Source organism: Streptomyces sp. NPDC005728 (assembly GCF_040630895.1).
Classification (GTDB): Bacteria; Actinomycetota; Actinomycetes; order Streptomycetales; family Streptomycetaceae; genus Streptomyces.
In genome coordinates this window covers 32,151-53,957 of record NZ_JBEXYL010000005.1, presented here as the reverse complement: position 1 = coordinate 53,957, position 21,807 = coordinate 32,151, and the positions used below count along the sequence as shown (strand labels likewise).

At 72.0% G+C, this 21,807-nt stretch carries 17 protein-coding genes; 13 read left to right on the top strand and 4 right to left on the bottom strand.

Going from position 1 to position 21,807, the window contains the following annotated elements; translation table 11 throughout:
- The first annotated feature begins 4 nt into the window (after positions 1-4).
- The gene (locus ABZ471_RS05760) at positions 5-1,654 is read left to right on the top strand and encodes a M4 family metallopeptidase (RefSeq protein ID WP_359062808.1); all 1,650 of its coding nucleotides are present in this window, start codon (positions 5-7) and stop codon (positions 1,652-1,654) included.
- 61 nt (positions 1,655-1,715) lie between these two features.
- Here the strand turns inward: ABZ471_RS05760 and ABZ471_RS05755 are convergent, their stop codons facing one another.
- Positions 1,716-3,212, bottom strand: a complete 1,497-nt coding sequence (locus ABZ471_RS05755; protein ID WP_359062806.1) for an MFS transporter — start codon at positions 3,210-3,212, stop codon at positions 1,716-1,718.
- A 150-nt stretch (positions 3,213-3,362) separates the two neighbouring features.
- On the opposite strand from ABZ471_RS05755, the gene ABZ471_RS05750 reads away from it, so the two are divergent.
- From ABZ471_RS05750 to ABZ471_RS05715, 8 genes are all read left to right on the top strand, one after another.
- Positions 3,363-4,091, top strand: a complete 729-nt coding sequence (locus ABZ471_RS05750; protein ID WP_359062804.1) for a TetR/AcrR family transcriptional regulator C-terminal domain-containing protein — start codon at positions 3,363-3,365, stop codon at positions 4,089-4,091.
- Between the two features lie 340 nt (positions 4,092-4,431).
- Positions 4,432-4,992 (top strand): hypothetical protein, encoded by a 561-nt coding sequence (locus ABZ471_RS05745; RefSeq protein WP_359062802.1) that lies wholly within the window; start codon positions 4,432-4,434, stop codon positions 4,990-4,992.
- 125 nt (positions 4,993-5,117) lie between these two features.
- Positions 5,118-5,738: a class F sortase gene (locus ABZ471_RS05740; RefSeq protein ID WP_359062800.1), complete on the top strand. Its 621-nt coding sequence runs from the start codon at positions 5,118-5,120 to the stop codon at positions 5,736-5,738.
- A 145-nt stretch (positions 5,739-5,883) separates the two neighbouring features.
- Positions 5,884-7,098, top strand: a complete 1,215-nt coding sequence (locus ABZ471_RS05735; protein WP_359062798.1) for an FAD-dependent oxidoreductase — start codon at positions 5,884-5,886, stop codon at positions 7,096-7,098.
- Positions 7,099-9,708, top strand: a complete 2,610-nt coding sequence (nirB, locus tag ABZ471_RS05730; RefSeq protein ID WP_359062796.1) for a nitrite reductase large subunit NirB — start codon at positions 7,099-7,101, stop codon at positions 9,706-9,708.
- Entirely contained in the window at positions 9,705-10,055 is a 351-nt protein-coding gene (gene nirD, locus ABZ471_RS05725; RefSeq protein WP_359062794.1) for a nitrite reductase small subunit NirD, read from the top strand. The genes nirB and nirD overlap by 4 nt, the downstream gene beginning before the upstream one ends.
- Before the next feature lie 56 nt (positions 10,056-10,111).
- Positions 10,112-10,696, top strand: coding sequence for a TetR/AcrR family transcriptional regulator (locus ABZ471_RS05720; protein WP_359062792.1), 585 nt, complete (start codon positions 10,112-10,114; stop codon positions 10,694-10,696).
- 76 nt (positions 10,697-10,772) lie between these two features.
- Positions 10,773-11,588 (top strand): SDR family oxidoreductase, encoded by an 816-nt coding sequence (locus ABZ471_RS05715; RefSeq protein ID WP_359062790.1) that lies wholly within the window; start codon positions 10,773-10,775, stop codon positions 11,586-11,588.
- Positions 11,589-11,618: 30 nt separating this feature from the next.
- Here the strand turns inward: ABZ471_RS05715 and ABZ471_RS05710 are convergent, their stop codons facing one another.
- Positions 11,619-12,545 carry an oxidoreductase gene (locus ABZ471_RS05710; protein ID WP_359062788.1) on the bottom strand — a complete coding sequence of 309 codons (927 nt, stop codon included), beginning with the start codon at positions 12,543-12,545 and terminating at the stop codon, positions 11,619-11,621.
- A 93-nt stretch (positions 12,546-12,638) separates the two neighbouring features.
- On the opposite strand from ABZ471_RS05710, the gene ABZ471_RS05705 reads away from it, so the two are divergent.
- Positions 12,639-13,106 carry a hypothetical protein gene (locus ABZ471_RS05705; protein WP_359062786.1) on the top strand — a complete coding sequence of 156 codons (468 nt, stop codon included), beginning with the start codon at positions 12,639-12,641 and terminating at the stop codon, positions 13,104-13,106.
- Positions 13,107-13,234: 128 nt separating this feature from the next.
- Positions 13,235-13,789, top strand: a complete 555-nt coding sequence (locus ABZ471_RS05700; protein WP_359062784.1) for a DUF4232 domain-containing protein — start codon at positions 13,235-13,237, stop codon at positions 13,787-13,789.
- A 133-nt stretch (positions 13,790-13,922) separates the two neighbouring features.
- Here the strand turns inward: ABZ471_RS05700 and ppdK are convergent, their stop codons facing one another.
- Entirely contained in the window at positions 13,923-16,643 is a 2,721-nt protein-coding gene (gene ppdK / locus ABZ471_RS05695) for a pyruvate, phosphate dikinase (RefSeq protein WP_359062782.1), read from the bottom strand.
- Between the two features lie 407 nt (positions 16,644-17,050).
- Complete coding sequence (locus ABZ471_RS05690; RefSeq protein WP_359062780.1) at positions 17,051-18,280, bottom strand: ROK family protein; 1,230 nt, start codon at positions 18,278-18,280, stop codon at positions 17,051-17,053.
- 120 nt (positions 18,281-18,400) lie between these two features.
- Between ABZ471_RS05690 and ABZ471_RS05685 the strand changes: the two genes are divergently transcribed.
- Both ABZ471_RS05685 and ABZ471_RS05680 read left to right on the top strand, forming a co-directional pair.
- A complete protein-coding gene (locus tag ABZ471_RS05685; RefSeq protein ID WP_359062778.1) occupies positions 18,401-19,831 on the top strand; it encodes a hypothetical protein in 1,431 nt (476 codons plus the stop codon).
- Positions 19,828-21,765 carry a glycogen debranching N-terminal domain-containing protein gene (locus tag ABZ471_RS05680; RefSeq protein ID WP_359062776.1) on the top strand — a complete coding sequence of 646 codons (1,938 nt, stop codon included), beginning with the start codon at positions 19,828-19,830 and terminating at the stop codon, positions 21,763-21,765. The genes ABZ471_RS05685 and ABZ471_RS05680 overlap by 4 nt, the downstream gene beginning before the upstream one ends.
- Positions 21,766-21,807: the final 42 nt, after the last annotated feature.

Here is a 21,807-nt window from a genome sequence, read left to right as displayed (position 1 = left end):
ACAGATGAGCCGGATACGTCAGCACGTCCGAGGAACCCGTCGTCTCACCACCGCCGGCGTCGCCGTCACCAGCGCGACCCTGCTGGCCGTCGCGCTCTCCCCCGCCGCCCAGGCCGACGGCCGGCCGACCCGGGCCACCGCCGTCGCGAACGCGGCCTCGGCCCTCGTGGCACAGGCCGCGAGTCTGGGCCTGACCGCGGCCGAGGACACCAGCGTCCGGGACGTGGTCGTCGACAGAAACGGAACCCAGCACGTCCGCTACGACCGCACCTACCACCAACTCCCGGTGCTCGGCGGCGACTTCGTGGTCCACCTCGCTCCGAACGGCGCGTACCGCAGCGCCGACCGGGCGACCAGGAGCCGTATCGCGCTGTCCTCGATCGTCCCCAAGGTGTCGGGCCCCAAGGCCGCCGACCTCGCGGTGAACGCGCTGCGTGCCGCCAACCTCGGTGACGCGCTGAAGAATCTGAAGGCCAAGCCCGAACTGGTCGTCGACGCCCTGCACGGCGCCCCGAAGCTCGCCTGGCGGACCAACGCCGTCGGCCAGGACTCGCTCGGCAACCCGGTCGCCCGGACCGTGCTGACCGACGCCCGCACCGGCGCCCAGATCGACGCCTGGGACAGCATCGAGACGGCCACCGGTGACGGCAAGTCGCTGTACAGCGGGACGGTTCCGCTGGAGACCACCCAGTCGGGCTCGTCGTACCAGCTGAAGGACCCGACCCGCGGCAACACCTTCACCGGTGACGCGGAGAACAAGACCGACCTGTGCTTCTTCGGCATCTGCTTCAGCCGGGCCCCCGCGACCCTGTTCACGGACGCCGACAACCACTGGGGCACGGGCGCCACCTCCGACCGCTCCTCGGCCGCCGTCGACGCCCAGTACGGCACCAACGAGACCTGGGACTACTACAAGAACGTCCAGGGCCGCAACGGCATCGCGGGCGACGGCAAGGGCTCGTACAACCGCGTCCACTACGGCAGCAACTACAACAACGCCTTCTGGGACGACAGCTGCTTCTGCATGACGTACGGCGACGGCGACGGCACCACCTTCGGGCCGCTGGTCGCGCTGGACGTGGCCGGGCACGAGATGTCCCACGGCGTGACCTCGAAGACCGCCGCGCTGACCTACTCGGGCGAGTCCGGCGGGCTCAACGAGGCCACCTCGGACATCCTCGGCACGATGGTGGAGTGGTACGCCAACAACCCGTCCGATCCCGGTGACTACCTCATCGGCGAGAAGATCGTGAAGTCCGGCTTCGGCAAGCCCGCCCTGCGCTTCATGGACAAGCCGTCCAAGGACGGGAACTCCGCCGACTACTGGAGTTCGTCGGTCGGGAACCTCGACGTCCACTACTCCTCCGGCGTCGCCAACCACTTCGCGTACCTGCTCGCCGAGGGCAGCGGCGCGAAGACCATCAACGGGGTCAGCTACGACTCGCCGACGTACAACGGCTCGGCGGTCACCGGCATCGGCCGGGACAAGGTCGGCAAGATCTGGTACCGGGCGCTGACGGTGTACATGACCTCCTCCACCAACTACAAGGCCGCCCGGACAGCCACCCTGAACGCGGCCAAGGACCTCTACGGCGCGGGCAGCACGGAGTACAACGCGGTGGCCGCGGCGTGGAGCGCGGTCAACGTGACCTGATCGTCCACAAGGCCGGAAGGCCGGTGCCCGTCGGGGCACCGGCCTTCCGTGTGCGCTGCGGTCAGGCGGCCGGCTCCGGCTCCCGGACCGGGGACTCGGCGGGCTGCTCCGGCTTGTCGTCCCGCATCACCAGCGTGGCCAGGACCGCCGCCGCCAGGACACCGAGGGCGCTGAGCGCGAAGGTGGTGGACATCGAGGAGGTGAAGGCCTCGCGGGCGGTGCGCAGCAGGCCCGGACGGGCCGTGGCGACGGCTCCGGCGATGGACTGACGGGCCGGGGCGGGGGCGTCCGCGGGCATCCGGTCGGTGTAGCCGCTGGAGAGCAGCGAGCCGAGGATCGCGATGCCGAGGGCGGTGCCGGCCTGCTGGACGGTGTCGTTCAGGGCCGAGCCGACGCCCGCCTTGTCCGCCGGGATGGTGCCCATCAGCGCGCCGACCGCCGCCGGCATGGCCGCACCGGCACCGAGGCCGAGGAGTCCGAGGGCGATCGCCGGGACGGTGAAGCCGGAGCCGGCGTCGACCGTGGTGAGCAGGGCGAAGCAGGCGACCATCACCAGCATCCCGGACAGGATCACGAACCGGTTGCCGATCTTCGCGGCCACCTTCACGCCCGCCGTGTTGCCGATGATCGCGGTCACGGCCAGCGGCAGGAAGGCCAGTCCCGCCCTGATGGGCGAGTAGCCGAGGACGAACTGCAGGTACTGGGTAAGGACCAGCAGCAGGCCGCCGTTGCCGATCTGGACCAGGGCCAGGGAGAGCGAACCGCCGCTGAAGTTGCGGTGCTTGAAGAGGACCAGCGGGACCATCGGGGACTCGGTCACGTTCTCCCAGACCACGAAGGCGGCGAGCGCGACGACCGCGACGGTCAGGCTGACCAGGGAACGGCCGCCGAAGGCACCGTGCTGCGGGATCTCGATGATCCACCAGACCAGAGCGGTCATCCCGGCCGCGGACAGCACCGCGCCCAACGGGTCGGCCTTCTGCCACGGCGCCTTCGACTCCGGCATCAGGGTCACACCGGCGAGGACGGCCAGCGCGACCACGGGGACGTTGAGGAAGAAGATCGAGTGCCAGGAGAAGTGGTCGACCAGCACACCGCCCAGCACCGGGCTGCCGACCAGGCCGAGCATCGACACCGAGCCCCACGCCGCCATCGCCCTGCCGCGCTCCTCCTCGTCGAAGACGGTGATGAGGATGGAGAGGGTGGAGGGCATGATCAGCGCCCCGCCGACGCCCATCGCCACGCGCACGGCGATCACCTGGCCCGGATCGGCCGCGAAGGTGCCGGCCAGTGAGGCGGCGCCGAACAGCAGCAGGCCGATCAGCATCACCTTCCGGCGGCCGAAGCGGTCACCGAGGCTGCCGGAGGTGAGCAGCAGACCCGCGAAGACCAGGACGTAGGAGTCGAGGATCCACTGGACGTCCTGGGCGCTCGCGCCGAGGTCCTCGGTCATCACCGGCACCGCCACGGTGAGCGCCATGCTGTCGATCACCAGGACCAGCGTGCTCAGGCACAGCACGACGAGGATCCACCAGCGGCGGGGGTTGCGGCTTTCCATGGGGTTCCCTCTCCTCTTGCGTACACCGTTCCGGTGATGCGTACAGCGTTCCAAGCGATGCGCACACTGTACGCACATCGGAACAGTGTGCGCAAGCATTGAACTCTGTACGCTGGGTGCGAACGCCGTACGCACCCAGAGGAGCCCGCCATGGCCGCCGCCAGGAGCAAGCCGAATCCGATCCCCTCCGTATGGGCCCGGGAGCGGCGCGAACCCGAACAGCCCTCGCTCAGCCGGGCGGCGATCGTGCGCGAGGCGGTCGCGATGCTGGACGCGGACGGCGTCGAGGCGCTCAGCATGCGCAAGCTCGGCGCCCGCCTGAACGCCGGCGCGACCTCCCTGTACCGGCACGTGGCCACCAAGGACGAGCTGATGGAGCTGGCCGTGGACGAGGTCGCGGCCGAGGTCCGGGTACCGGCCACCGCGGACCCCGACTGGCGGGCCGCCGTCACCGAGGCCGCGCAGTCCTTCCGCACGACCGCCCTTCGGCACCCCTGGGTGTCCTCGGTGATGGGCCAGGCGGGCCTCGCCTACCTGGGCCCCAACCTGATGTCGTTCTCCGAGCGGCTCGCGTCGCTGTTCACCGCGGCCGGCTTCCCGGAGCCCGACCAGGCGATCAGCACCCTGCTGGCCTACGTGCTCGGCATGAGCACCACCGAGGCCGCCTGGCTCACCACGGTCGCCCGGTCCGGGCAGACGGAGGCCGAGTTCGTCGCCCGGCTGATGCCCGCCGCCCAGCAGGCCGCGGCCGACCACGCCCACCTCGCCGCCTCCTACGCCCCGTCCGCACCCCGGGACCCCGCCCAGGAGCGGGACGCCAAGTTCGCCTACGGACTGGACGTCGTCCTGGACGGCCTGTCCCTGCGACTGCCGCGTTAGCCCCGGAGGTTGCCGCACCACTCCCTCGCCCGTGCTCCGGCGACGGCTGCCGAGAACTGACGGGCCGTCGGGCCGCACGGGCCGACCTCGGCCGGTCACCCGTTCATCGGCCGCCCTGGTGCCATTCGTGTTCTTTTCGTACGTACCCTCGTGCACGCCCATGACCTGCCGGAACTCGGCCTCGCTAGGCCGTGTGGGGGCCGCGGGCGCCACCCGTTCACCACATTCCTGACGAAGTTTCAGGAAGCGGACCGGGCGGAGTGCCACTTACCTCGGAAGAGCAGGGGCGCGCCCCCTGTACGAGTCGGATGTACGAGTGGGACGAGTTCAGGGGAGCACCATGCGACGCACCGCCCGCCTGCTGACCGGTACCGCCCTCGCCGCGGCCGCGGCGGGCCTCGCCACGGCACCGGCCTACGGCGGCGAGACGGTGCGGACGGCGGGGCGCCCCCTCGGCTCCGCCGCCGGCAGTCTGCAGATGTTCCCGTCCACCACCGTGCCCGGCAGCCAGGTCACGGTGAACACGGCGGCGTGCGGGAACAGGGGCATGGCGGTCGGTGACGCGGGCGCGGTCGGCGCCGGGACCTTCACGCTGGCGCCCAGTGCGCACGAGGGCGAGGCGATCGGCCAGTTCCGGGTACCGCCGAGCGCGCAGCCGGGGACGTACGAGATCGTCGCGAAGTGCGCGGACGGCACCCTGCAGGTCACGGGCGACCTGGTGGTGGCGTTGGGCGCGGCGGCGCACGAGCAGGTGCAGCCGCGAGGAAGCGTGAAGACGGGGGTCGGCGGCGCACTCGGCTCCGACCCCGTGCAGACCACGGCGGGTGTGGCGGCTCTGGCCGTCGCCGCCGCGGGCGGTACCTGGCTCCTGCATCGCCGGGCGAGAGGCGACGGGATCTGACGGACACCCTCCGCTGTCCGTCCGCCGGTACCGCATGCCCCGCCCCCTCCGGGCCCGAAGCCCCTCGCGGCCCGGAGGGGGACGGGGGTCTGCTGCGGAGGTCCGCCTCCGGGAGGAGGGTTCGTATGCGCAGGATCGGGGACACCGCCATAGCCGCGGTCACCGTCGTCGCCCTCGGCTCGGGGGTGTGGCTGCTCGGCGGCGGGACCGGACCGCAGGCGCCGCCACAGCCGACGGCCGCCGAGGGCCGGCCCGACCCGGGCGAGGAGCGGCTCACGGCTCCCGCCCTTGAGCCGTCCCCGCCCACCCGCATCCGCATCCCCGCGATCCGGGTGAACGCCCCGCTGATGGGTCTCGCCCTCACCCGCGCCGGAAGCCTGGACGTGCCGCCCGCCGGCCAGAAGAACCTCGCCGGCTGGTACGAGGCCGGCACCACGCCCGGCGAGACGGGCACCGCGATCGTCGCGGGCCATGTCGACAACACCGAGGGCCCCGCCGTCTTCTACAACCTCGGCGCCCTCAAACGGGGCGCCGTCATCGAGGTGGACCGCAAGGACGGCGGCGTGGCCGTGTTCACCGTGGACGCGGTCGAGGTGTACGCGGCCCGGAACTTCCCCGACGAGAAGGTGTACGGCGCGGCCCGGCGGCCCGAGCTGCGCGTCATCACCTGCGGCGGCGGGTATTCGAGAGCCACCGGCTACCAGGGCAACGTGGTCGTCTTCGCCCATCTGACGGGCAGCCGCTGAGACGAGGCGAAGTCGCATCTCACAGTGGGTCCCGGCGCACACCCGGGACCCTCACACCCGATGACGGCTCCCGCTGAGGGCAGCGTTCCTCATGGGAAACAGGAGTGATGCGGCCGGGTAACGTCGGGGACGCACGCTGCGATACATGACCTCGAATACGCGTGTGGTGGTGATCGGCGCCGGCCTCGCGGGCGTACGGCTCGCCCGGCGGCTCGGCGAGCTGGGCACGCCCGCGCTGCTCGTCGGCGAGGAGGAGCACCGCCCGTACAACCGGGTCCTGCTCGCCGAGGTGCTGGCCGGACGGTACGCCCCGGAGGTGATCGCCCTCCCGGCACCCGGCGGCCTGGTGCGCGCCCGGGTCACGGGCATCGACCGGACGGCACGGCGGCTGGACTGCGCCGACGGTTCGTCGATCGCATACGACACCCTGGTGCTGGCCACCGGCTCCAACCCGGTGCTGCCGCCGCTGCGCGGCCTGTTCACCCCCGACCACCAACTTCCCGAGGGCGTCCACGCGTTCCGCACGATGGACGACTGCCTGGGCCTGTCCAAGGCGGTACGGCCGGGTGTACGGGCGGTCGTGATCGGCGGGGGGCTGCTCGGGGTCTCCGCGGCCCGCGCACTGGCCGTGCGCGGCGCGCAGGTGGTGCTCGCCCAGCAGGCCGAGCGGGTCATGGAACGCCAGCTCGACCCGAACGCCTCCCGGCTGGTGCTGCGGCACCTGAAGGACCTGGGGGTCGAGGTGCACACCGAGTGCCGGGTGCGGGACGTGCGCTCGGTCGGCGGCGCGGTCCGCTCGGTGGAAATGGCCGACGGCTACGCGCTCGACGCCGACCTCGTGGTCCTCGCCTGCGGGGTGCGACCGCGCACGGGTCTGGCCGAGCAGGCGGGACTCGCCGTCCACAAGGGCGTCCTCGTCGACGACGAGCTGCGCACCTCGGACCCGCACATCCACGCCATCGGCGACTGCGCCCAGCACGGCGGCACGGTCTACGGCCTCGCCGCCCCGGCCCTCGAACAGGCCGACACCCTCGCCGAGCTGCTCGCGGGCGACACGGCCGCCCGCTACGCCGGCACGCGTTCGCTGACCCGGCTGACGCTCACGGGTCCCGACTCCCCCTTCGACCTCGCCGCGTTCGGCGAGACCGAGGCCCGCCCCGGCGACGACGTCGTGCAGCTCACCGACGCCACCCGGGGCACCTACCGCAAGGTCGTCGTCCGCGACGACCGCCTGGTCGGCGGGGTCCTCGTCGGCGAACTCGGCACCGTCGGCGCGCTCGCCCGCGCCTGGGAGGGAGCAGAGCCGCTCCCCGACGACGGCCCCCTGCTCCACCTGCTCACCAACGATGGAGGCTCCTGAATGACCGCCACCCCGGGGGCCACCCCCACGATCGTGCTCGTCGGCCACGGCATGGTCGGCCAGCGCTTCCTCGAAGCACTCGCCGAGCGCGGGCTGACCGCCACGCACCGCGTGGTCGTGCTGTGCGAGGAGCCGCGTCCGGCGTACGACCGCGTCCAGCTGACCTCGTACTTCTCGGGGAGGACGCCCGAGGACCTCTCCATGACGGACATGGAGTTCATCAAGGACCACGGCATCGAGCTGTACATCGGCGACCCGGCGGAGAGCGTCGACCGCTCCGCCAGGACGGTGACGGCCCGCTCCGGACTGACCTTCGCGTACGACACCCTCGTACTCGCCACCGGGTCCTACCCCTTCGTGCCGCCCGTCCCCAACAAGGACGCCGAGGGCTGCTTCGTCTACCGCACGATCGAGGACCTGCTGGCGATCGAGGAGTACGCGAACAACGGGGCCCAGGTGGGCGCCGTGGTCGGCGGCGGTCTGCTCGGGCTCGAGGCGGCCGGCGCGCTGAAGGGTCTCGGACTCACCTCCCACGTCGTGGAGTTCGCGCCCCGGCTGATGCCCGTCCAGGTCGACGAGGGCGGCGGCGCCGCACTCCTGCGCACGATCGAGGGCATGGGCCTGACGGTCCACACCGGCGTGGGCACACAGGAGATCGTGACGGACTCCGCGGGTGCCGTCACCGGCATGAAGCTGTCCGACGGCTCCGAACTGGCCGTGGACATGGTGGTGTTCAGCGCCGGTGTCCGCCCGCGCGACCAGCTGGCCCGTGACGCGGGTCTGGCGGTCGGCGAGCGCGGCGGCATCACCGTCGACGAGCAGTGCCGTACGGTCACCGACCCGCACGTGTTCGCGATCGGCGAGTGCGCACTGGCCGCGGACGGCCGGGTCTACGGCCTGGTCGCGCCCGGCTACGAGCAGGCGGCGACCGCGGCGGCCACGATCGCCGACGACGAGGCGTCCTTCACCGGCGCGGACCTGTCCACCAAGCTGAAGCTGCTCGGGGTGGACGTGGCGTCGTTCGGCGACGCGCACGGCACCGCCGAGGACTGCCTGGACGTCGTCTACTCCGACTCCCGCGCGGGCCTGTACAAGAAGCTGGTCATCGGCCGGGACGGCACGCTGCTCGGCGGCGTCCTGGTCGGCGACGCGGAGGCGTACGGCACCCTGCGCGCGCTCACCGGCTCGGTGCCGCCCGTCGCGCCGGAGTCGCTGGTCCTGCCCGCCGGTGCCGGCTCGGGGGCCCAGCTCGGCCCGTCCGCCCTGCCGGACGAGGCGATCATCTGCTCCTGCCACAACGTCAGCAAGGGCATGATCCGCGGCGCGGTCACCGAGCACTCCTGCACGACCGTGCCCGAGGTGAAGAAGTGCACCAAGGCCGGTACCGGCTGCGGCAGTTGCGTGAAGGTGCTCGGCCAGCTGGTCACCGCCGAGCTGGAGGCGTCCGGCGTCGAGGTCGACAAGGGCCTGTGCGACTGCTTCGGGCAGACCCGCGAGGAGCTGTACGAGATCGTCCTCGCCCTGCGCATCACCTCGTACCGGGAGCTGCTGGACCGCCACGGCCGCGAGGGCGCCCGGGGCGGCGACGGCTGCGAGGTGTGCAAGCCGGCCGTGGCCTCGATCCTCGCCTCGCTCGCCCCGACGATCGGCGCGAGCGGCTACGTCCTGGACGGCGAGCAGGCGGCCCTCCAGGACACCAACGACCACTTCCTCGCCAACCTGCAGAAGAACGGCTCGTACTCGGTCGTGCCGCGCATCCCCGGCGGGGAGATCGCACCCGAGAAGCTGATCGTGATCGGTGAGATCGCCCGGGACTTCGGCCTCTACACGAAGATCACCGGCGGCCAGCGGATCGACATGTTCGGCGCCCGGGTGGAACAGCTCCCGCTGATCTGGGCACGGCTGGTGGATGCCGGCTTCGAGTCCGGGCACGCGTACGGCAAGTCGCTGCGCACGGTGAAGTCCTGTGTGGGCCAGACCTGGTGCCGCTACGGCGTCCAGGACTCGGTCCGCATGGCGATCGACCTGGAGCTGCGCTACCGCGGGCTCAGGTCCCCGCACAAGCTCAAGTCCGCCGTCTCCGGCTGCGCCCGCGAGTGCGCGGAGGCCCAGTCGAAGGACTTCGGCGTCATCGCCACCTCCAACGGCTGGAACCTGTACGTCGGCGGCAACGGCGGCGCGACCCCGCGCCACGCGGACCTCCTCGCCCAGGACCTCTCCGACGCCGAACTGGTCCGCCTGATCGACCGCTTCCTGATGTTCTACATCCGCACCGCGGACCGGCTGGAGCGCACCTCGACCTGGCTGGAGCGGATCCCGGGCGGCCTGGACCACGTACGGGACGTGGTGGTGGACGACTCGCTCGGCATCTGCGCGGAGCTGGAGGAACTGATGACGGCGCACGTCGCGTACTACCGGGACGAGTGGGCCGAGACCATCAACGACCCCGAGAAGCTGGCCCGGTTCGTGTCCTTCGTGAACGCGCCGGACACCCCGGACCCGGTCGTCGCCTTCGTCCCCGAGCGCGACCAGATGAAGCCCGACCTGCCGCTGCTCGCCATCGGCCGCCGTCCCCTGGAAGACGCACTGGAAGGAAGCGCCCAGCGATGACCCTGGCACCCGAGACGACCGACCTCAAGGTCCAGCTCCAGCTGGAGGAGGGCTGGTTCACGGTCTGCGACCTGCACCAGCTGGCCCCCGGCCGCGGCGTCGCCGCCCTGCTGCCGGACGGCCGCCAGGTGGCGCTGTTCCGGGACCGGGAGGACCGGCTCTACGGCGTCGACAACCGCGACCCGTTCACCGGCGCGGCGGTCCTCTCCCGCGGCCTGACCGGCACCCACCAGGGCCGCCCGTTCGTGGCGTCCCCGCTGCTCAAGCAGCGCTTCGACCTGGAGACCGGGCAGTGCCTGGAGGACGAGGCGGTACGGGTGGACACGTACGAGGTGCGGGCGCTGTAGCGCGCGAAGAGCAACAGATCTTGACCGATCGTTCCAGTGGATTCTAGGCTGCTCCCGTGGCCAGGACCAAGGAATTCGACCCGGACGCCGCGCTGCAGTCAGCCCTGGAGCTGTTCTGGCGGCGCGGCTACGAGGCGACGTCGATGGCCGACCTGGTCGAGCACCTGGGCATCGGCAGGGCGAGCCTGTACGCGACCTTCGGGAACAAGCACGACCTGTACCTGAAGGCGTTCGACCGGTACGAGCAGGCGGGGCTCACGCGGATCGTGCGCGAGCTGTCCCAGCCGGGCCCCGCACTGCCGGCCGTACGAGCGGTCGTACGCCGTTACGCGGACGAGGCGACCCAGGAGGAGCTGCGCCGCAGCGGCTGCCTGGTCACCAACACGGCGGCCGAGCTGGCCCCGCACGATCCGGCCTCCGCCCGGCGCGTCGAGCGCAACTGGGACCACCTGGAGACCGTCCTGCACACCACTCTGGTCCGCGCCCAGGCCCAGGGCGAGCTGCCGCCCGACCGCGATCCGCTCGCCCTGGCCCGCACCCTGCTGGTGCTGATGCAGGGCCTGCGGGTCGTCGGCAAGGCGTCGGCGGACCCGGCCCGCGTCCGGGACGCGGCGGAGCAGGCCCTGGCCCTGCTGGACTGAATCCACGCCCTCCCCTCGGAGGGCGCCTTTTCCCACCCTCATACTGAACCGATCGGTCAAGAAACAAAGGGAGATCATGACCACGCCGAGCACGAGCAACCGCTTCACCGGCCGGACGGCACTCGTCACCGGCGCCGGCTCCGGCATCGGACGCGCCGTGGCACTCGCCCTCGCCGCCGAGGGCGCCCAGGTGGTCGTGGCCGGGCGCCGGGCGGAGCCCCTGGACCAGACCGTCCGGCTGATCGAGGAGCAGGGCGGCAAGGCGCTCGCGGTGACCGCCGACGTCTCCCGTGCCGCCGACGCAGAGGCACTGGTCCGGGCCGCCGTCGAACTCCCCCGCCCTCGGCTTCGCTCGGGCGGGGGGACCCCCATCGGCTCGCTCGACGTGGCCGTCAACAACGCCGGCGTGTTCCGGGGCGGGCAGCCCCTCGCCGACCTGCCGGAAGAGGACTGGCACACCCAGCTCGCCATCAACGTCACCGGCGTCCACCTGGCCCTCCAGGCCCAGGTCCGCCGGATGCGCACCCAGCCGTCGGGCGGCGCGATCGTCAACGTGTCCTCCACGTTCGGCCGGCACGCCACCTCCGCCGGAGCCGCCGCCTACTCCGCGACCAAGGCCGCCGTCACCGCCCTCAGCCGGGGCGCCGCCCTGGACCACATCGGCGACGGCGTCCGTATCAACGTGGTCAGCCCCGGCGCCACCGCCACCTCCATGTCACTCCGCCCCGGCGAGACGGAGCAGGACCGGACCGGACGGGCAGCGGCCACGCTCCCGCTCGGCCGGATCTCCGCCACCGAGGAGATCGCCGCCGCGATCCTCTACCTGGCCTCGGACGACGCGGCCTCGGTCGTCGGCACCGACCTGGTGGTCGACAGCGGCGGCTCGCTGTGAACGGCCGCGCCTCTCGTACGCGGCGGTGCGTCACCCCTTCAGAGCGCTGGGGGCCACGCCGCTGAGCCGCGCGGAGACGTCCCAGAGCCGCTCCGCGGCCCGGTCGTCGAGGGTCCACGGCGCCCGCCAGGACCGTGCGGGCGCACCCCGCCACATCGCGAACGAGGGCCCGGTGAAGGAGTCCGGCCGTACGTCGGGGGCGGTCGCCGCGTACAGAGCGGGCAGGGCGCCCGCCTCCGCCGACTGGGCGAAGACCCGGTTGCCGATCTCCATGGCTCGCTCGGCACCTCTGCGCCCCTCGGCGCGCGGCCCGGCGGTCTGGAGGTTGGTGGCGGCGTACCCCGGGTGGGCGGCGGCCGCGACGAGGTCGGCACCCTGGGCGGCCAGCCTGCGCGCCAGCTCGTGGGTGAAGAGCAGGTTGGCGGTCTTGGACCGGGCATAGGCGATCCAACGCCGGTACGTGCGCTCGCTGTTGAGGTCGCGGAGGTCGATGTTGGCCAGGGCGTGCATCATGCTGGAGACGGTCACGACGCGGGCGCCCGGGGTGGCGAGCAGGGCGGGAAGCAGCAGCCCGGTCAGTGCGAAGTGCCCCAGATGATTGACCCCGAACTGCGTCTCGAACCCGTCCGCGGTCGTCCCGTACGGCGGCGCCATCACGCCCGCGTTGTTGACCAGCAGGTCGATGCGCTCGTACGGCAACCGGGCCGCGAAGTCCCGCACGGACGCCAGATCCCCGAGGTCCAGCCGCTCGACCTCCACCTCGGCCCCCGGCACCTCCGTCACGAGCCGGTCCCCGGCGTCATCCCCCCGCGCCTCGCTCCGGCACGCGAGCACGACCCGCGCCCCCTTGCGCGCAAGCTCCCGCGCGGTGACGTAACCGAGCCCGCTGTTGGCGCCGGTGACGACGGCCGTGCGGCCGCTCTGGTCGGGGATGTCGCTCACGTTCCAGCCAGACATGACCGAACTCCTTCCGACCTCGACTGTGCCGCCCTCAGATTAGACGGCCGACGGATGGCATCATCGAGTCCATGACCACACACCGAAAGGCCGATGCCGCGTAACCGGCCCGGCGTACTGCGCCGCACGCGACGAACCCCGGGCCCCCGCTTCTGGGAGGAGCCCCCTCCGGCCCGCATACGCGGCCTGTCCGCCCGTACCAGCCTCGCCGTCCACCGCGCGGAGCGCCTCTCCCCCGGCTTCTGGTACCCGCGCGGCACGACCGACACCGCCCTGCGGCGCTACCGGGCGTTCCTCCACCCGCCGGGAAACCGCCCCCGCTACCCCCGCGCGTCCTACTGCGCCGCATGCCCCGGCTGCAGCCTCGACGACGTACGCGAGGCCCGGGACGCCTTGGCGGACATCCTGCCCCGGCTCCCTCCCCGCGCGCGGGCCGAACTACGGCGCGCGGTCGCACCGCTGGACCGCCGTTATCTGCGCCTCACCCTTCCCGACCCGCTCGCCGCGCGGGCAGCGCCCTGGTGGCACCGGCGTCTCGCGAAGGGCGTGGAGGGGTGGTGAACCTGCAGGGCGAGGCGCCTGAGGCCGGGCAGGAAATTTCCCGGCGGACGGCACAACTTTTCCCGCTGAGGGTGCATCCAACAGAGCGACCTACATCCACCCATTCGCCCGATGGAGGCGGATGCGCCATGTCTCTGCACACTCGGCTCTTCTCCCGGCGCGGCCTGGCCGCCGGCCTGACCGCCGTCGCGGCAACCCTCGCGACAGCGGGCGTCGCATGGAGCGCGACGACGTCGACGTCAGCGGCGACGGCAACGACGGCTCGGGCTCCGGCCGGTCCTCGCACCTGCGCCTTGAACGACCTTTATCTCTCCATGGGCCGCAAGGAGGGCGCGGCCGGATCGCTCTACTGGTCCGTCCAGTTCACCAACACCAGCACCACCCGGTGCGCCCTGCGCGGCTATCCGGGCGTCAGCGCCCTGGACACCGCGCACCGGCAGATCGGACCGGCCGCCGGCCGTTCCGGCCGGTCGTACTCCACCGTCACGCTCCCCCCCGGGCACTCCGCGTCCGCGGTCGTCCGCACCACCAACGGCCCGATCGGCGGCCCCTGCCTGCGCACCGGCTCCTATCTGAGGATCTACCCGCCGGCCTCGCACAGCGCCACCCTCGTCCCCGCACGCTGGACGACGTGTTCCCACACCTTCCAGGTGGGCCCGATCAACACGGAGGGCACCTTCTGACCCATCCCCTCGGAGCACGCCGGAGGGGCGACACCCCCGCACAGGGTGTCGCCCCTCCTCTTTCGTGCGCCGGAGCCGTCGTCGATCGGTCTGAGGGTCGGGGACCGACGACGGCTCCGGGGCCGGGGGAAGGTCAGCGGTGGTCGCTGCCCTCCGAGTTGGTGGCCGCGCGGCCCGCTTCCAGGCGGGCGACCGGGATGCGGAACGGGGAGCAGGAGACGTAGTCCAGGCCGACCTCGTGGAAGAAGTGGACCGACTCGGGGTCGCCGCCGTGCTCGCCGCAGACGCCCAGCTTGAGGTCGGGGCGGGTGGCACGGCCGGCCTGTGCGGCCAGCTTCACCAGGGAACCGACGCCGTCCTTGTCGATCGTCTCGAACGGGCTGACGCCGAAGATGCCCTTCTCCAGGTAGGCCGTGAAGAACGAGGCCTCCACGTCGTCGCGGCTGAAGCCCCAGACCGTCTGCGTCAGGTCGTTCGTGCCGAAGGAGAAGAACTCCGCCGCCTCCGCGATCTGGCCGGCCGTGAGGGCCGCTCGCGGCAGCTCGATCATCGTGCCGATCGCCAGCTTGAGCTTCGTACCCGTCGCCGCCTCGATCTCCGCGATGACCTGGTCGGCCTCCTCGCGGACGATCTCCAGCTCCTGGACCGTTCCCACGAGCGGGATCATGATCTCGGCGCGCGGGTCGGCCTTGCCGTTCTTGCGCTCGGCCGCGGCCTCGGCGATGGCGCGGACCTGCATGGTGAACAGGCCGGGGATGACCAGGCCGAGGCGGACGCCGCGCAGGCCCAGCATCGGGTTCTGCTCGTGCAGGCGGTGCACCGCCTGGAGCAGGCGCAGCTCGTTCTCGTGCGGCTCCTGGCGGGACTCGGCGAGCGCCACGCGCACGGACAGTTCCGTGATGTCGGGCAGGAACTCGTGCAGCGGCGGGTCGAGGAGGCGGATCGTGACCGGAAGGCCGTCCATCGCCTCGAAGAGTTCGACGAAGTCCTTCTTCTGCAGCGGCAGGAGCTGCCGCAGGGACTCCTCGCGCTCCTCCTCGGTGTCGGCGAGGATCAGGCGCTCCACCAGCTCGCGGCGGTCACCGAGGAACATGTGCTCGGTGCGGCACAGGCCGATGCCCTGGGCGCCGAAGCGGCGCGCGCGCAGCGCGTCCTCGGCGTTGTCCGCGTTGGCGCGCACCCGCAGGCGGCGCTTGCGGTCGGCGAAGGCCATCATGCGGTGGACCGCCTCGACCAGCTCGTCGGCGTCGTCGGCACCCGGGTGCATCCGGCCCTCGAAGTACTCCACCACGGGGGACGGGACCACCGGGACCTCGCCCAGGTACACCTTGCCGCTGGAGCCGTCGATGGAGATGACGTCGCCCTCTTCCACGACGTGGCCGCCCGGCACCGTCATCCGGCGGCGCTTGGTGTCGACCTCCAGCTCCTCGGCGCCGCAGACACAGGTCTTGCCCATGCCGCGCGCGACCACGGCCGCGTGGGAGGTCTTGCCGCCACGCGAGGTCAGGATGCCCTCGGCCGCGATCATGCCGTCCAGGTCGTCGGGGTTGGTCTCCCGGCGGACCAGGATGACCTTCTCGCCCGAGCGGGACCACTTCACGGCGGTGTACGAGTCGAAGACCGCCTTGCCGACCGCGGCACCCGGCGAGGCCGCGATGCCCCGGCCGACCTGCTCGGTCTTTGCGTCCTCGTCGAAGCGCGGGAACATCAGCTGCGCCAGCTGGGCGCCGGTGACGCGCTGGAGGGCTTCCGTCTCGTCGATCAGGCCTTGGTCGACGAGCTGGGTGGCGATGCGGAAGGCCGCGCCCGCCGTGCGCTTGCCGACGCGCGTCTGGAGCATCCAGAGCTGGCCGCGCTCGATGGTGAACTCGATGTCGCAGAGATCCTTGTAGTGGTTCTCCAGGGTCTCCATGATCTGCATCAGCTGGTCGTACGACTTCTTGTCGATCGACTCCAGCTCCGCGAGCGGGACCGTGTTGCGGATGCCCGCGACCACGTCCTCGCCCTGCGCGTTCTGCAGGTAGTCGCCGTAGACGCCTTGGTGGCCCGAGGCGGGGTCACGCGTGAACGCCACGCCCGTGCCCGAGTCCGGCCCCAGGTTGCCGAACACCATCGAGCAGATGTTCACCGCGGTGCCCAGATCGCCGGGGATGCGCTCCTGGCGGCGGTAGAGCTTGGCGCGGTCGGTGTTCCAGGAGTCGAAGACCGCCTTGATGGCGAGGTCCATCTGCTCGCGCGGGTCCTGCGGGAAGTCCCGGCCGGCCTCCGTCTTGACGATCCTCTTGAACTTGGTGACCAGCTTCTTCAGGTCGGCCGCTTCGAGGTCCGTGTCGACGGTGACCTTCTTGGCCTCCTTGGCCGCGTCGAGGGCCTCCTCGAACAGCTCGCCGTCGACACCGAGAACGGTCTTGCCGAACATCTGGATGAGGCGGCGGTAGGAGTCCCAGGCGAACCGGTCGTCGCCGGCCTGCTTGGCCAGGCCCTGCACCGACTTGTCGGAGAGGCCGATGTTCAGGACCGTGTCCATCATGCCGGGCATGGAGAACTTGGCACCGGAGCGGACCGACACGAGGAGAGGGTTGTCGGCCTGGCCGAGCTTCTTGCCCATCTTCTGCTCGAGGGCGTCGAGGTGCGCACTCACCTCGTCACGCAGTGCCACCGGCTCTTCGCCACTGTCGAGGTAGACCTTGCAGGCCTCGGTGGTGATGGTGAAGCCGGGAGGGACCGGAAGGCCCAGGTTGGTCATCTCGGCGAGGTTGGCACCCTTGCCGCCGAGGAGGTCCTTGAGGTCCTTGTTGCCCTCGGTGAAGTCGTAGACGAACTTCGCTACGTGGGGTTCTTTGTTTTCCGACACGGGTCTCGACTCCTTGAGGCCGCGGTGGCTGCCCTGACGGCGAGGAACATACCCAGATCGAAGGCGTCTGGGTACGTCCACTTGTGCGTCATGGGCCTGTAACCAGTCGTCCGCCAGCGGATCGAAAGTCAAAGCTTGACAAGAGAAGAGAGGGAGATGTTTTCACTTCTTGAAGACAACAGGCCCCCCAGGCATGCTTTCCCGCTCAGGTGAGCAGCCCCCCAGCACGTTTGAGTTCGATCGATGAACGATCAAGGGGTGGCACCGAGTGCCACCCCTTGGAGAAGTGCAGCCGCTCATGAATCGCTCATCTGAGCGCAGCCCTTATCAAGGGTGGCGAGAATCACGCTGCCACAGCGAGCCGGATTTCACCATGCGGACCAGGGCGCGAGACGGAAACGCGCCCGTCACACGCCCAACGCGCTGAGCCGCTCCTCCACCCGCTCCGGCGCGTACAGGTGCTCCACGACCAGCGCACCGGCCCCCACCAGCCCGGCCCGCTCGCCCAGCCGTGACGTCACGACGTCCAGATGGGCCGTGGAGCGGGGCAGCGCCCGCTGGTAGAGCAGTTCCCGGACGCCGGTGAGGAAGGGTGTTCCGGCCAGATCTCCGGCGATCATCAGGACACCCGGGTTGAGCAGGGTCACGACCGTCGCCAGCACGTCCCCGACCCGGCGCCCGGCCTCCCGGGCCAGCGCGGCCGCCTCCGGGTGCCCGGAGGCCAGCAGGTCCCGCACATCCGAGCCGGAGGAGGCCGGCACCCCGGACTCCGCCAGCCGCCGGGCCACGGCGCCACCGCTGGCGACGGCGGCGAGACAGCCGTACGACCCGCACCGGCACAGCGCCTCGGCGCCCACCCTGATGTGCCCGATGTCGCCCGCGCCGCCGTCGACGCCCCGGAAGATCGAGCCGTCGACCACGACCCCGGCGCCGATGCCCGTGGACACCTTGACCAGCACGAACGCCGAGCACTCGGGGTGTCCGGTGCGCTGTTCTCCGTAGGCCATGAGGTTGGCATCGTTGTCCACCAGGACCGGGACCGGGCCGGCGCCGGTGTGCTCGGTGAAGGCGCGGGAGAGGCGGCCCCTTATGTCGTAGCCGTCCCAGCCGGGCATGATCGGCGGCTGCACCACCCGGCCGGTCTCGCTGTCCACCGGTCCGGGCACCGCGAGCCCGATGCCGCACACCTCCTCCGCCCGATGTCCGGCCTTGGTCAGCAGCTCGGCGAACCAGCGGCCGAGTTCGCCCAGTACGGCCTCGGGGCCGTCCTCGACGACCAGGGTGCCGGAGTGTTCGGCCAGGATCTCGCCGGTCAGGGTGAGGACGGCCGCCCGGGCGTGCCGGGTGTCCAGGTCGGCGGCGAGGACGACCGCGTGGGAGTCGTCGAACTCCAGGGTGATGGAGGGGCGGCCGCCGAGCGGCGAGTCGACCGGGCCACCGGCGCCCTCGCGCAGCCAGCCGGCCCGGAACAGCCGGTCGAGGCGCTGGCCGACGGTGGCCCGGGACAGCCCGGTGGCCTGCTGGAGCGCGCCACGCGTCACGGCTCGCCCGCTGCGGACCAGTTCGAGCAGATCGCCGGCGCTGGCCTGACTGCCGCCCTTGGTGGCCTTGCCGGTCCTGCCGGGCCGTCCGGTCATGCGCACCCCCTTGTGTTTCTCAAGCCTGCATTACATATTGAGTTTTGCGTGTTAAATAGACGTAACCCTACGGTAGCTACTGCCAAACCCGGTCGGCCGGACGTCTTCGGGGAGCCCCGAGTGGATCGCACTGCCCAGCTCACTGCCCGTGTCCCGAAGCGCGAGATCGCATACGATCCGCCGGCCTCGGACACATCCCTGCACGTCAGGGCAGCTCGGGTGCTGGAGGCGAACTGGACCGGCGCGTCGACGGTTCCCTCCCGGAGCCTGTATCCGCACCAGTGGTCGTGGGACTCGGCATTCATCGCGATCGGGCTGCGGCACCTCTCGCCACTGCGGGCCCAGACGGAGCTGGAGACGCTGCTGGCGGCCCAGTGGGGCGACGGGCGCGTCCCGCACATCGTGTTCAACCCCTCCGTACCGCTCGACGCCTACTTCCCGAGCCCCGACTTCTGGCGCTCCTCGACCGCGGGGCGCACCGCGGGCGCCCCGCGCACCGTACAGACGTCCGGCATCGTGCAGCCACCGGTGCACGCGCTGGCGGCCTGGCTGGTGCACCGCGCCGACCCGGGCCTGTCGCGGGCGCGCGGCTTCCTCGCCGGCATGTACCCGCGGCTGGCCGCCTGGCACCGGTACCTGCTGCACCGGCGGGACCTGGGCGGGGGTGGCCTGGTGTCCGTCGTGCACCCCTGGGAACAGGGTATGGACAACAGCCCCTGCTGGGACGCCCCGCTCTCCCGCATCACGCCGGCCCCGGCCCGCTCCTTCCGCCGCGCCGACCTCGACCACGGGGCTGCCGAGGACCGGCCGACGGATCTGGACTACGGGCGGTACGTGCGGCTGGCCACGGACTACCGGGATGCCGGTTACCAGGACGGGGCGGGCGGGTTCGCCGTCGAGGACCCGGCGTTCAACGCCCTGCTGATCGCCTCCGAGCACGCGCTGGCCCGGATCGCCGAGGAGCTGGGCGCGCCCGGCACCGCCCGCCGTGCGCGCGCCGAACGGCTGACGGCGGCCCTGGTCGACCGGCTGTGGGACCCGGCGGGCGGGATGTTCCGCTGCCGGGACCTGCGGGGCGGGGAGCTGGTTCCCGGGCGCAGTGTCTCCGGCCTGATCCCGCTGCTGCTGCCGGAGCTGCCCCGGGAGGTCGCCGCCGCGCTCGTCCGCACGCTGCGCGGCCCGCACTTCGGGCTGGGCGACAGCACGGCGCTGGTGCCGAGCTACGACCTGCTCGGCGAGGCCTTCGACCCGCACAGGTACTGGCGGGGACCGGCGTGGTTCAACACGAACTGGCTGCTGGAGCGGGGGCTGCGAGCGCACGGCGACCACGAGCGGGCGGACGCGTTGCGGGAGGCGGTGCTGAGCCTCGCCGCGGCCACCGGCTTCGCCGAGTACGTCGACCCGTACACCGGCGAGGCCTGCGGCGCGACCGGCTTCGGCTGGACCGCCGCGCTCGCGCTCGACCTGTTCCACCAGCCCGGGGGACATCGCGTGTCCCGCACGGGCACCGGCACGTTCGACAGGAGTGACAAGGGAGGGGACCGGGCATGACCGACCGGCATCATCTGCTCGTGCACGGGGCGACGTTCGCCGCCGTGAGCGACCGGGGCGACATCAGCGGGGTGCGGGGCTCCGGCTCCCCGGACGGGTTATTCGTACGGGACGCCCGGCATCTCAGCCGCTGGCAGCTCACCGTCGACGGGGCGGTGCCCGAAGTGCTCACGCCGGTCACGGACGGCGACGCGGCCCGCTGTGTACTGGTGCCGCGCGGCGGCCGGCAGGAGCCGCCCGCGCACACCCTCTTCCGTGAACAGGCCGTCGGCGACAGCTCGTTCGTCGAGTCGCTGCGGGTGACCAGCAACCGCCCGGCACCCACCACCGTCCGCCTCGCCATCACCGCCGACGCCGACTTCACCGACCAGTTCGAGCTGCGCTCCGACCACCGCACCTACGTCAAGGCCGGCGCCGTACGCTCCCGCCACGTCCTGGACGACGGCATCGAGTTCACCTACCGCCGGGCCGAGTGGCGGTCCTGTACGACGATCACGGCCGACCCCGCTCCGGACACCGTCGAGGAGACCGGCACGGGCGCGCGGCGCCTGGTGTGGACCCTGGACCTGGAACCCCACGGCACGACCGAGCTGGTGCTGCGGGTGATGGCCCGCCCGCACGGCGACAGGCGGGCCCTGCGCGTGCCGCGCTCGCCGGCCGCGGTGAACGAGCAGCTCCTGGAGCTCGAGGGCAGGTTCCTGGAGGGCGTGGCCTTCCCGACCGGCTGGCCGGAGCTGGCGGCGGCCTGCGCCCGCGGCCTGTCCGACCTGGCCGCGCTCCAGGTCGCGGCGACCGGGCCGGACGGCGAGGAGCTGCGCGTCCCGGCGGCGGGCGCCCCCTGGTTCCTCACCCTGCTCGGCCGGGACGCCCTGCTCACCGCCCTGTTCGCGCTGCCGTACCGGCCCCAGCTGGCCGCGGCCACGCTCCCCGCGCTGGCCGCGACCCAGGCGAACGGGACGGGTGTGTCCTCGGTCGCGCAGCCCGGCAAGGTCGTGCACGAGGTGCGGCACGGCGAGCTGGCGCACTTCGGGCAGGTGCCGTTCGGGCGGTACTACGGCTCGGTCGACGCGACCCCGCTGTTCCTGATCCTGCTCGGCGCCTACGTGGAGCGGACCGGGGACGCCGTCCTGGCCCGCCGACTGGAACCGCACGCCCGCGCGGCGATCGGCTGGATGCTGGACCACGGCGGGCTGACCTCGCGCGGCTATCTCGTCTACCGCGCCGACGAGGGCGGACTGGCCAACCAGAACTGGAAGGACTCCCCCGGCGCGATCTGCTGGTCCGACGGCACCCGGCCCACCGGGGCGGTGATGGCGGCGGGCGCGCAGGGCTACGCGTACGACGCGCTGCGCCGCACGGCGTGGGTGGCGCGCACGGTGTGGGCCGACGAGACGTACGCCTCCCTGCTGGAACAGGCGGCGGCCGACCTCCGGGACCGCTTCCAGCGGGACTTCTGGATGCGGGAACAGTCCTTCCCGGCACTCGCGCTGGACGGGGAGGGCCGCCAGGTCGACGCGCTGGCGTCCGACGCCGGGCACCTGCTGTGGTCCGGTCTCCTGGACAAGGAGTACGGCGAGGTGGTGGGCCGGCGCCTCGTGGAACCGGACTTCTTCTCCGGCTGGGGCGTGCGCACCCTCGCCTCCGGGCAGCCGGCGTATCACCCGCTCTCCTACCACCGGGGCTCGGTGTGGCCGCACGACAACGCGCTGATCACGCTGGGCCTGGCCCGCTACGGCCTGCACGACGAGGCCCGTACGGTGGCGCACGCCCTGGTCGACGCGGCGACGGCCGCCGGTCACCGGCTTCCGGAGGTGCTGGCGGGCTACGGCCGTGACACCCACCCCGAGCCGGTCCCCTATCCGCACGCCTGCATCCGCGAATCCCGCTCGGCAGCGGCGCCGCTCGCGCTGCTCACCGCGGTGGGCGGGGCCTAGGAGGGGACCTTGACCGGGCGTTTGCCCGGTGTTTGCCGAGGT

Excerpts from the sequence above, each read along its gene's own strand:
- ABZ471_RS05760 (WP_359062808.1), top strand. The coding sequence starts at position 5 with ATGAGCCGGATACGTCAGCACGTCCGAGGAACCCGTCGTCTCACCACC.
- ABZ471_RS05755 (WP_359062806.1), bottom strand. The coding sequence starts at position 3,212 with ATGGAAAGCCGCAACCCCCGCCGCTGGTGGATCCTCGTCGTGCTGTGC.
- ABZ471_RS05750 (WP_359062804.1), top strand. The coding sequence starts at position 3,363 with ATGGCCGCCGCCAGGAGCAAGCCGAATCCGATCCCCTCCGTATGGGCC.
- ABZ471_RS05745 (WP_359062802.1), top strand. The coding sequence starts at position 4,432 with ATGCGACGCACCGCCCGCCTGCTGACCGGTACCGCCCTCGCCGCGGCC.
- ABZ471_RS05740 (WP_359062800.1), top strand. The coding sequence starts at position 5,118 with ATGCGCAGGATCGGGGACACCGCCATAGCCGCGGTCACCGTCGTCGCC.
- ABZ471_RS05735 (WP_359062798.1), top strand. The coding sequence starts at position 5,884 with ATGACCTCGAATACGCGTGTGGTGGTGATCGGCGCCGGCCTCGCGGGC.
- nirB (WP_359062796.1), top strand. The coding sequence starts at position 7,099 with ATGACCGCCACCCCGGGGGCCACCCCCACGATCGTGCTCGTCGGCCAC.
- nirD (WP_359062794.1), top strand. The coding sequence starts at position 9,705 with ATGACCCTGGCACCCGAGACGACCGACCTCAAGGTCCAGCTCCAGCTG.
- ABZ471_RS05715 (WP_359062790.1), top strand. The coding sequence starts at position 10,773 with ATGACCACGCCGAGCACGAGCAACCGCTTCACCGGCCGGACGGCACTC.
- ABZ471_RS05710 (WP_359062788.1), bottom strand. The coding sequence starts at position 12,545 with ATGTCTGGCTGGAACGTGAGCGACATCCCCGACCAGAGCGGCCGCACG.
- ABZ471_RS05705 (WP_359062786.1), top strand. The coding sequence starts at position 12,639 with ATGCCGCGTAACCGGCCCGGCGTACTGCGCCGCACGCGACGAACCCCG.
- ABZ471_RS05700 (WP_359062784.1), top strand. The coding sequence starts at position 13,235 with ATGTCTCTGCACACTCGGCTCTTCTCCCGGCGCGGCCTGGCCGCCGGC.
- ABZ471_RS05690 (WP_359062780.1), bottom strand. The coding sequence starts at position 18,280 with ATGACCGGACGGCCCGGCAGGACCGGCAAGGCCACCAAGGGCGGCAGT.
- ABZ471_RS05680 (WP_359062776.1), top strand. The coding sequence starts at position 19,828 with ATGACCGACCGGCATCATCTGCTCGTGCACGGGGCGACGTTCGCCGCC.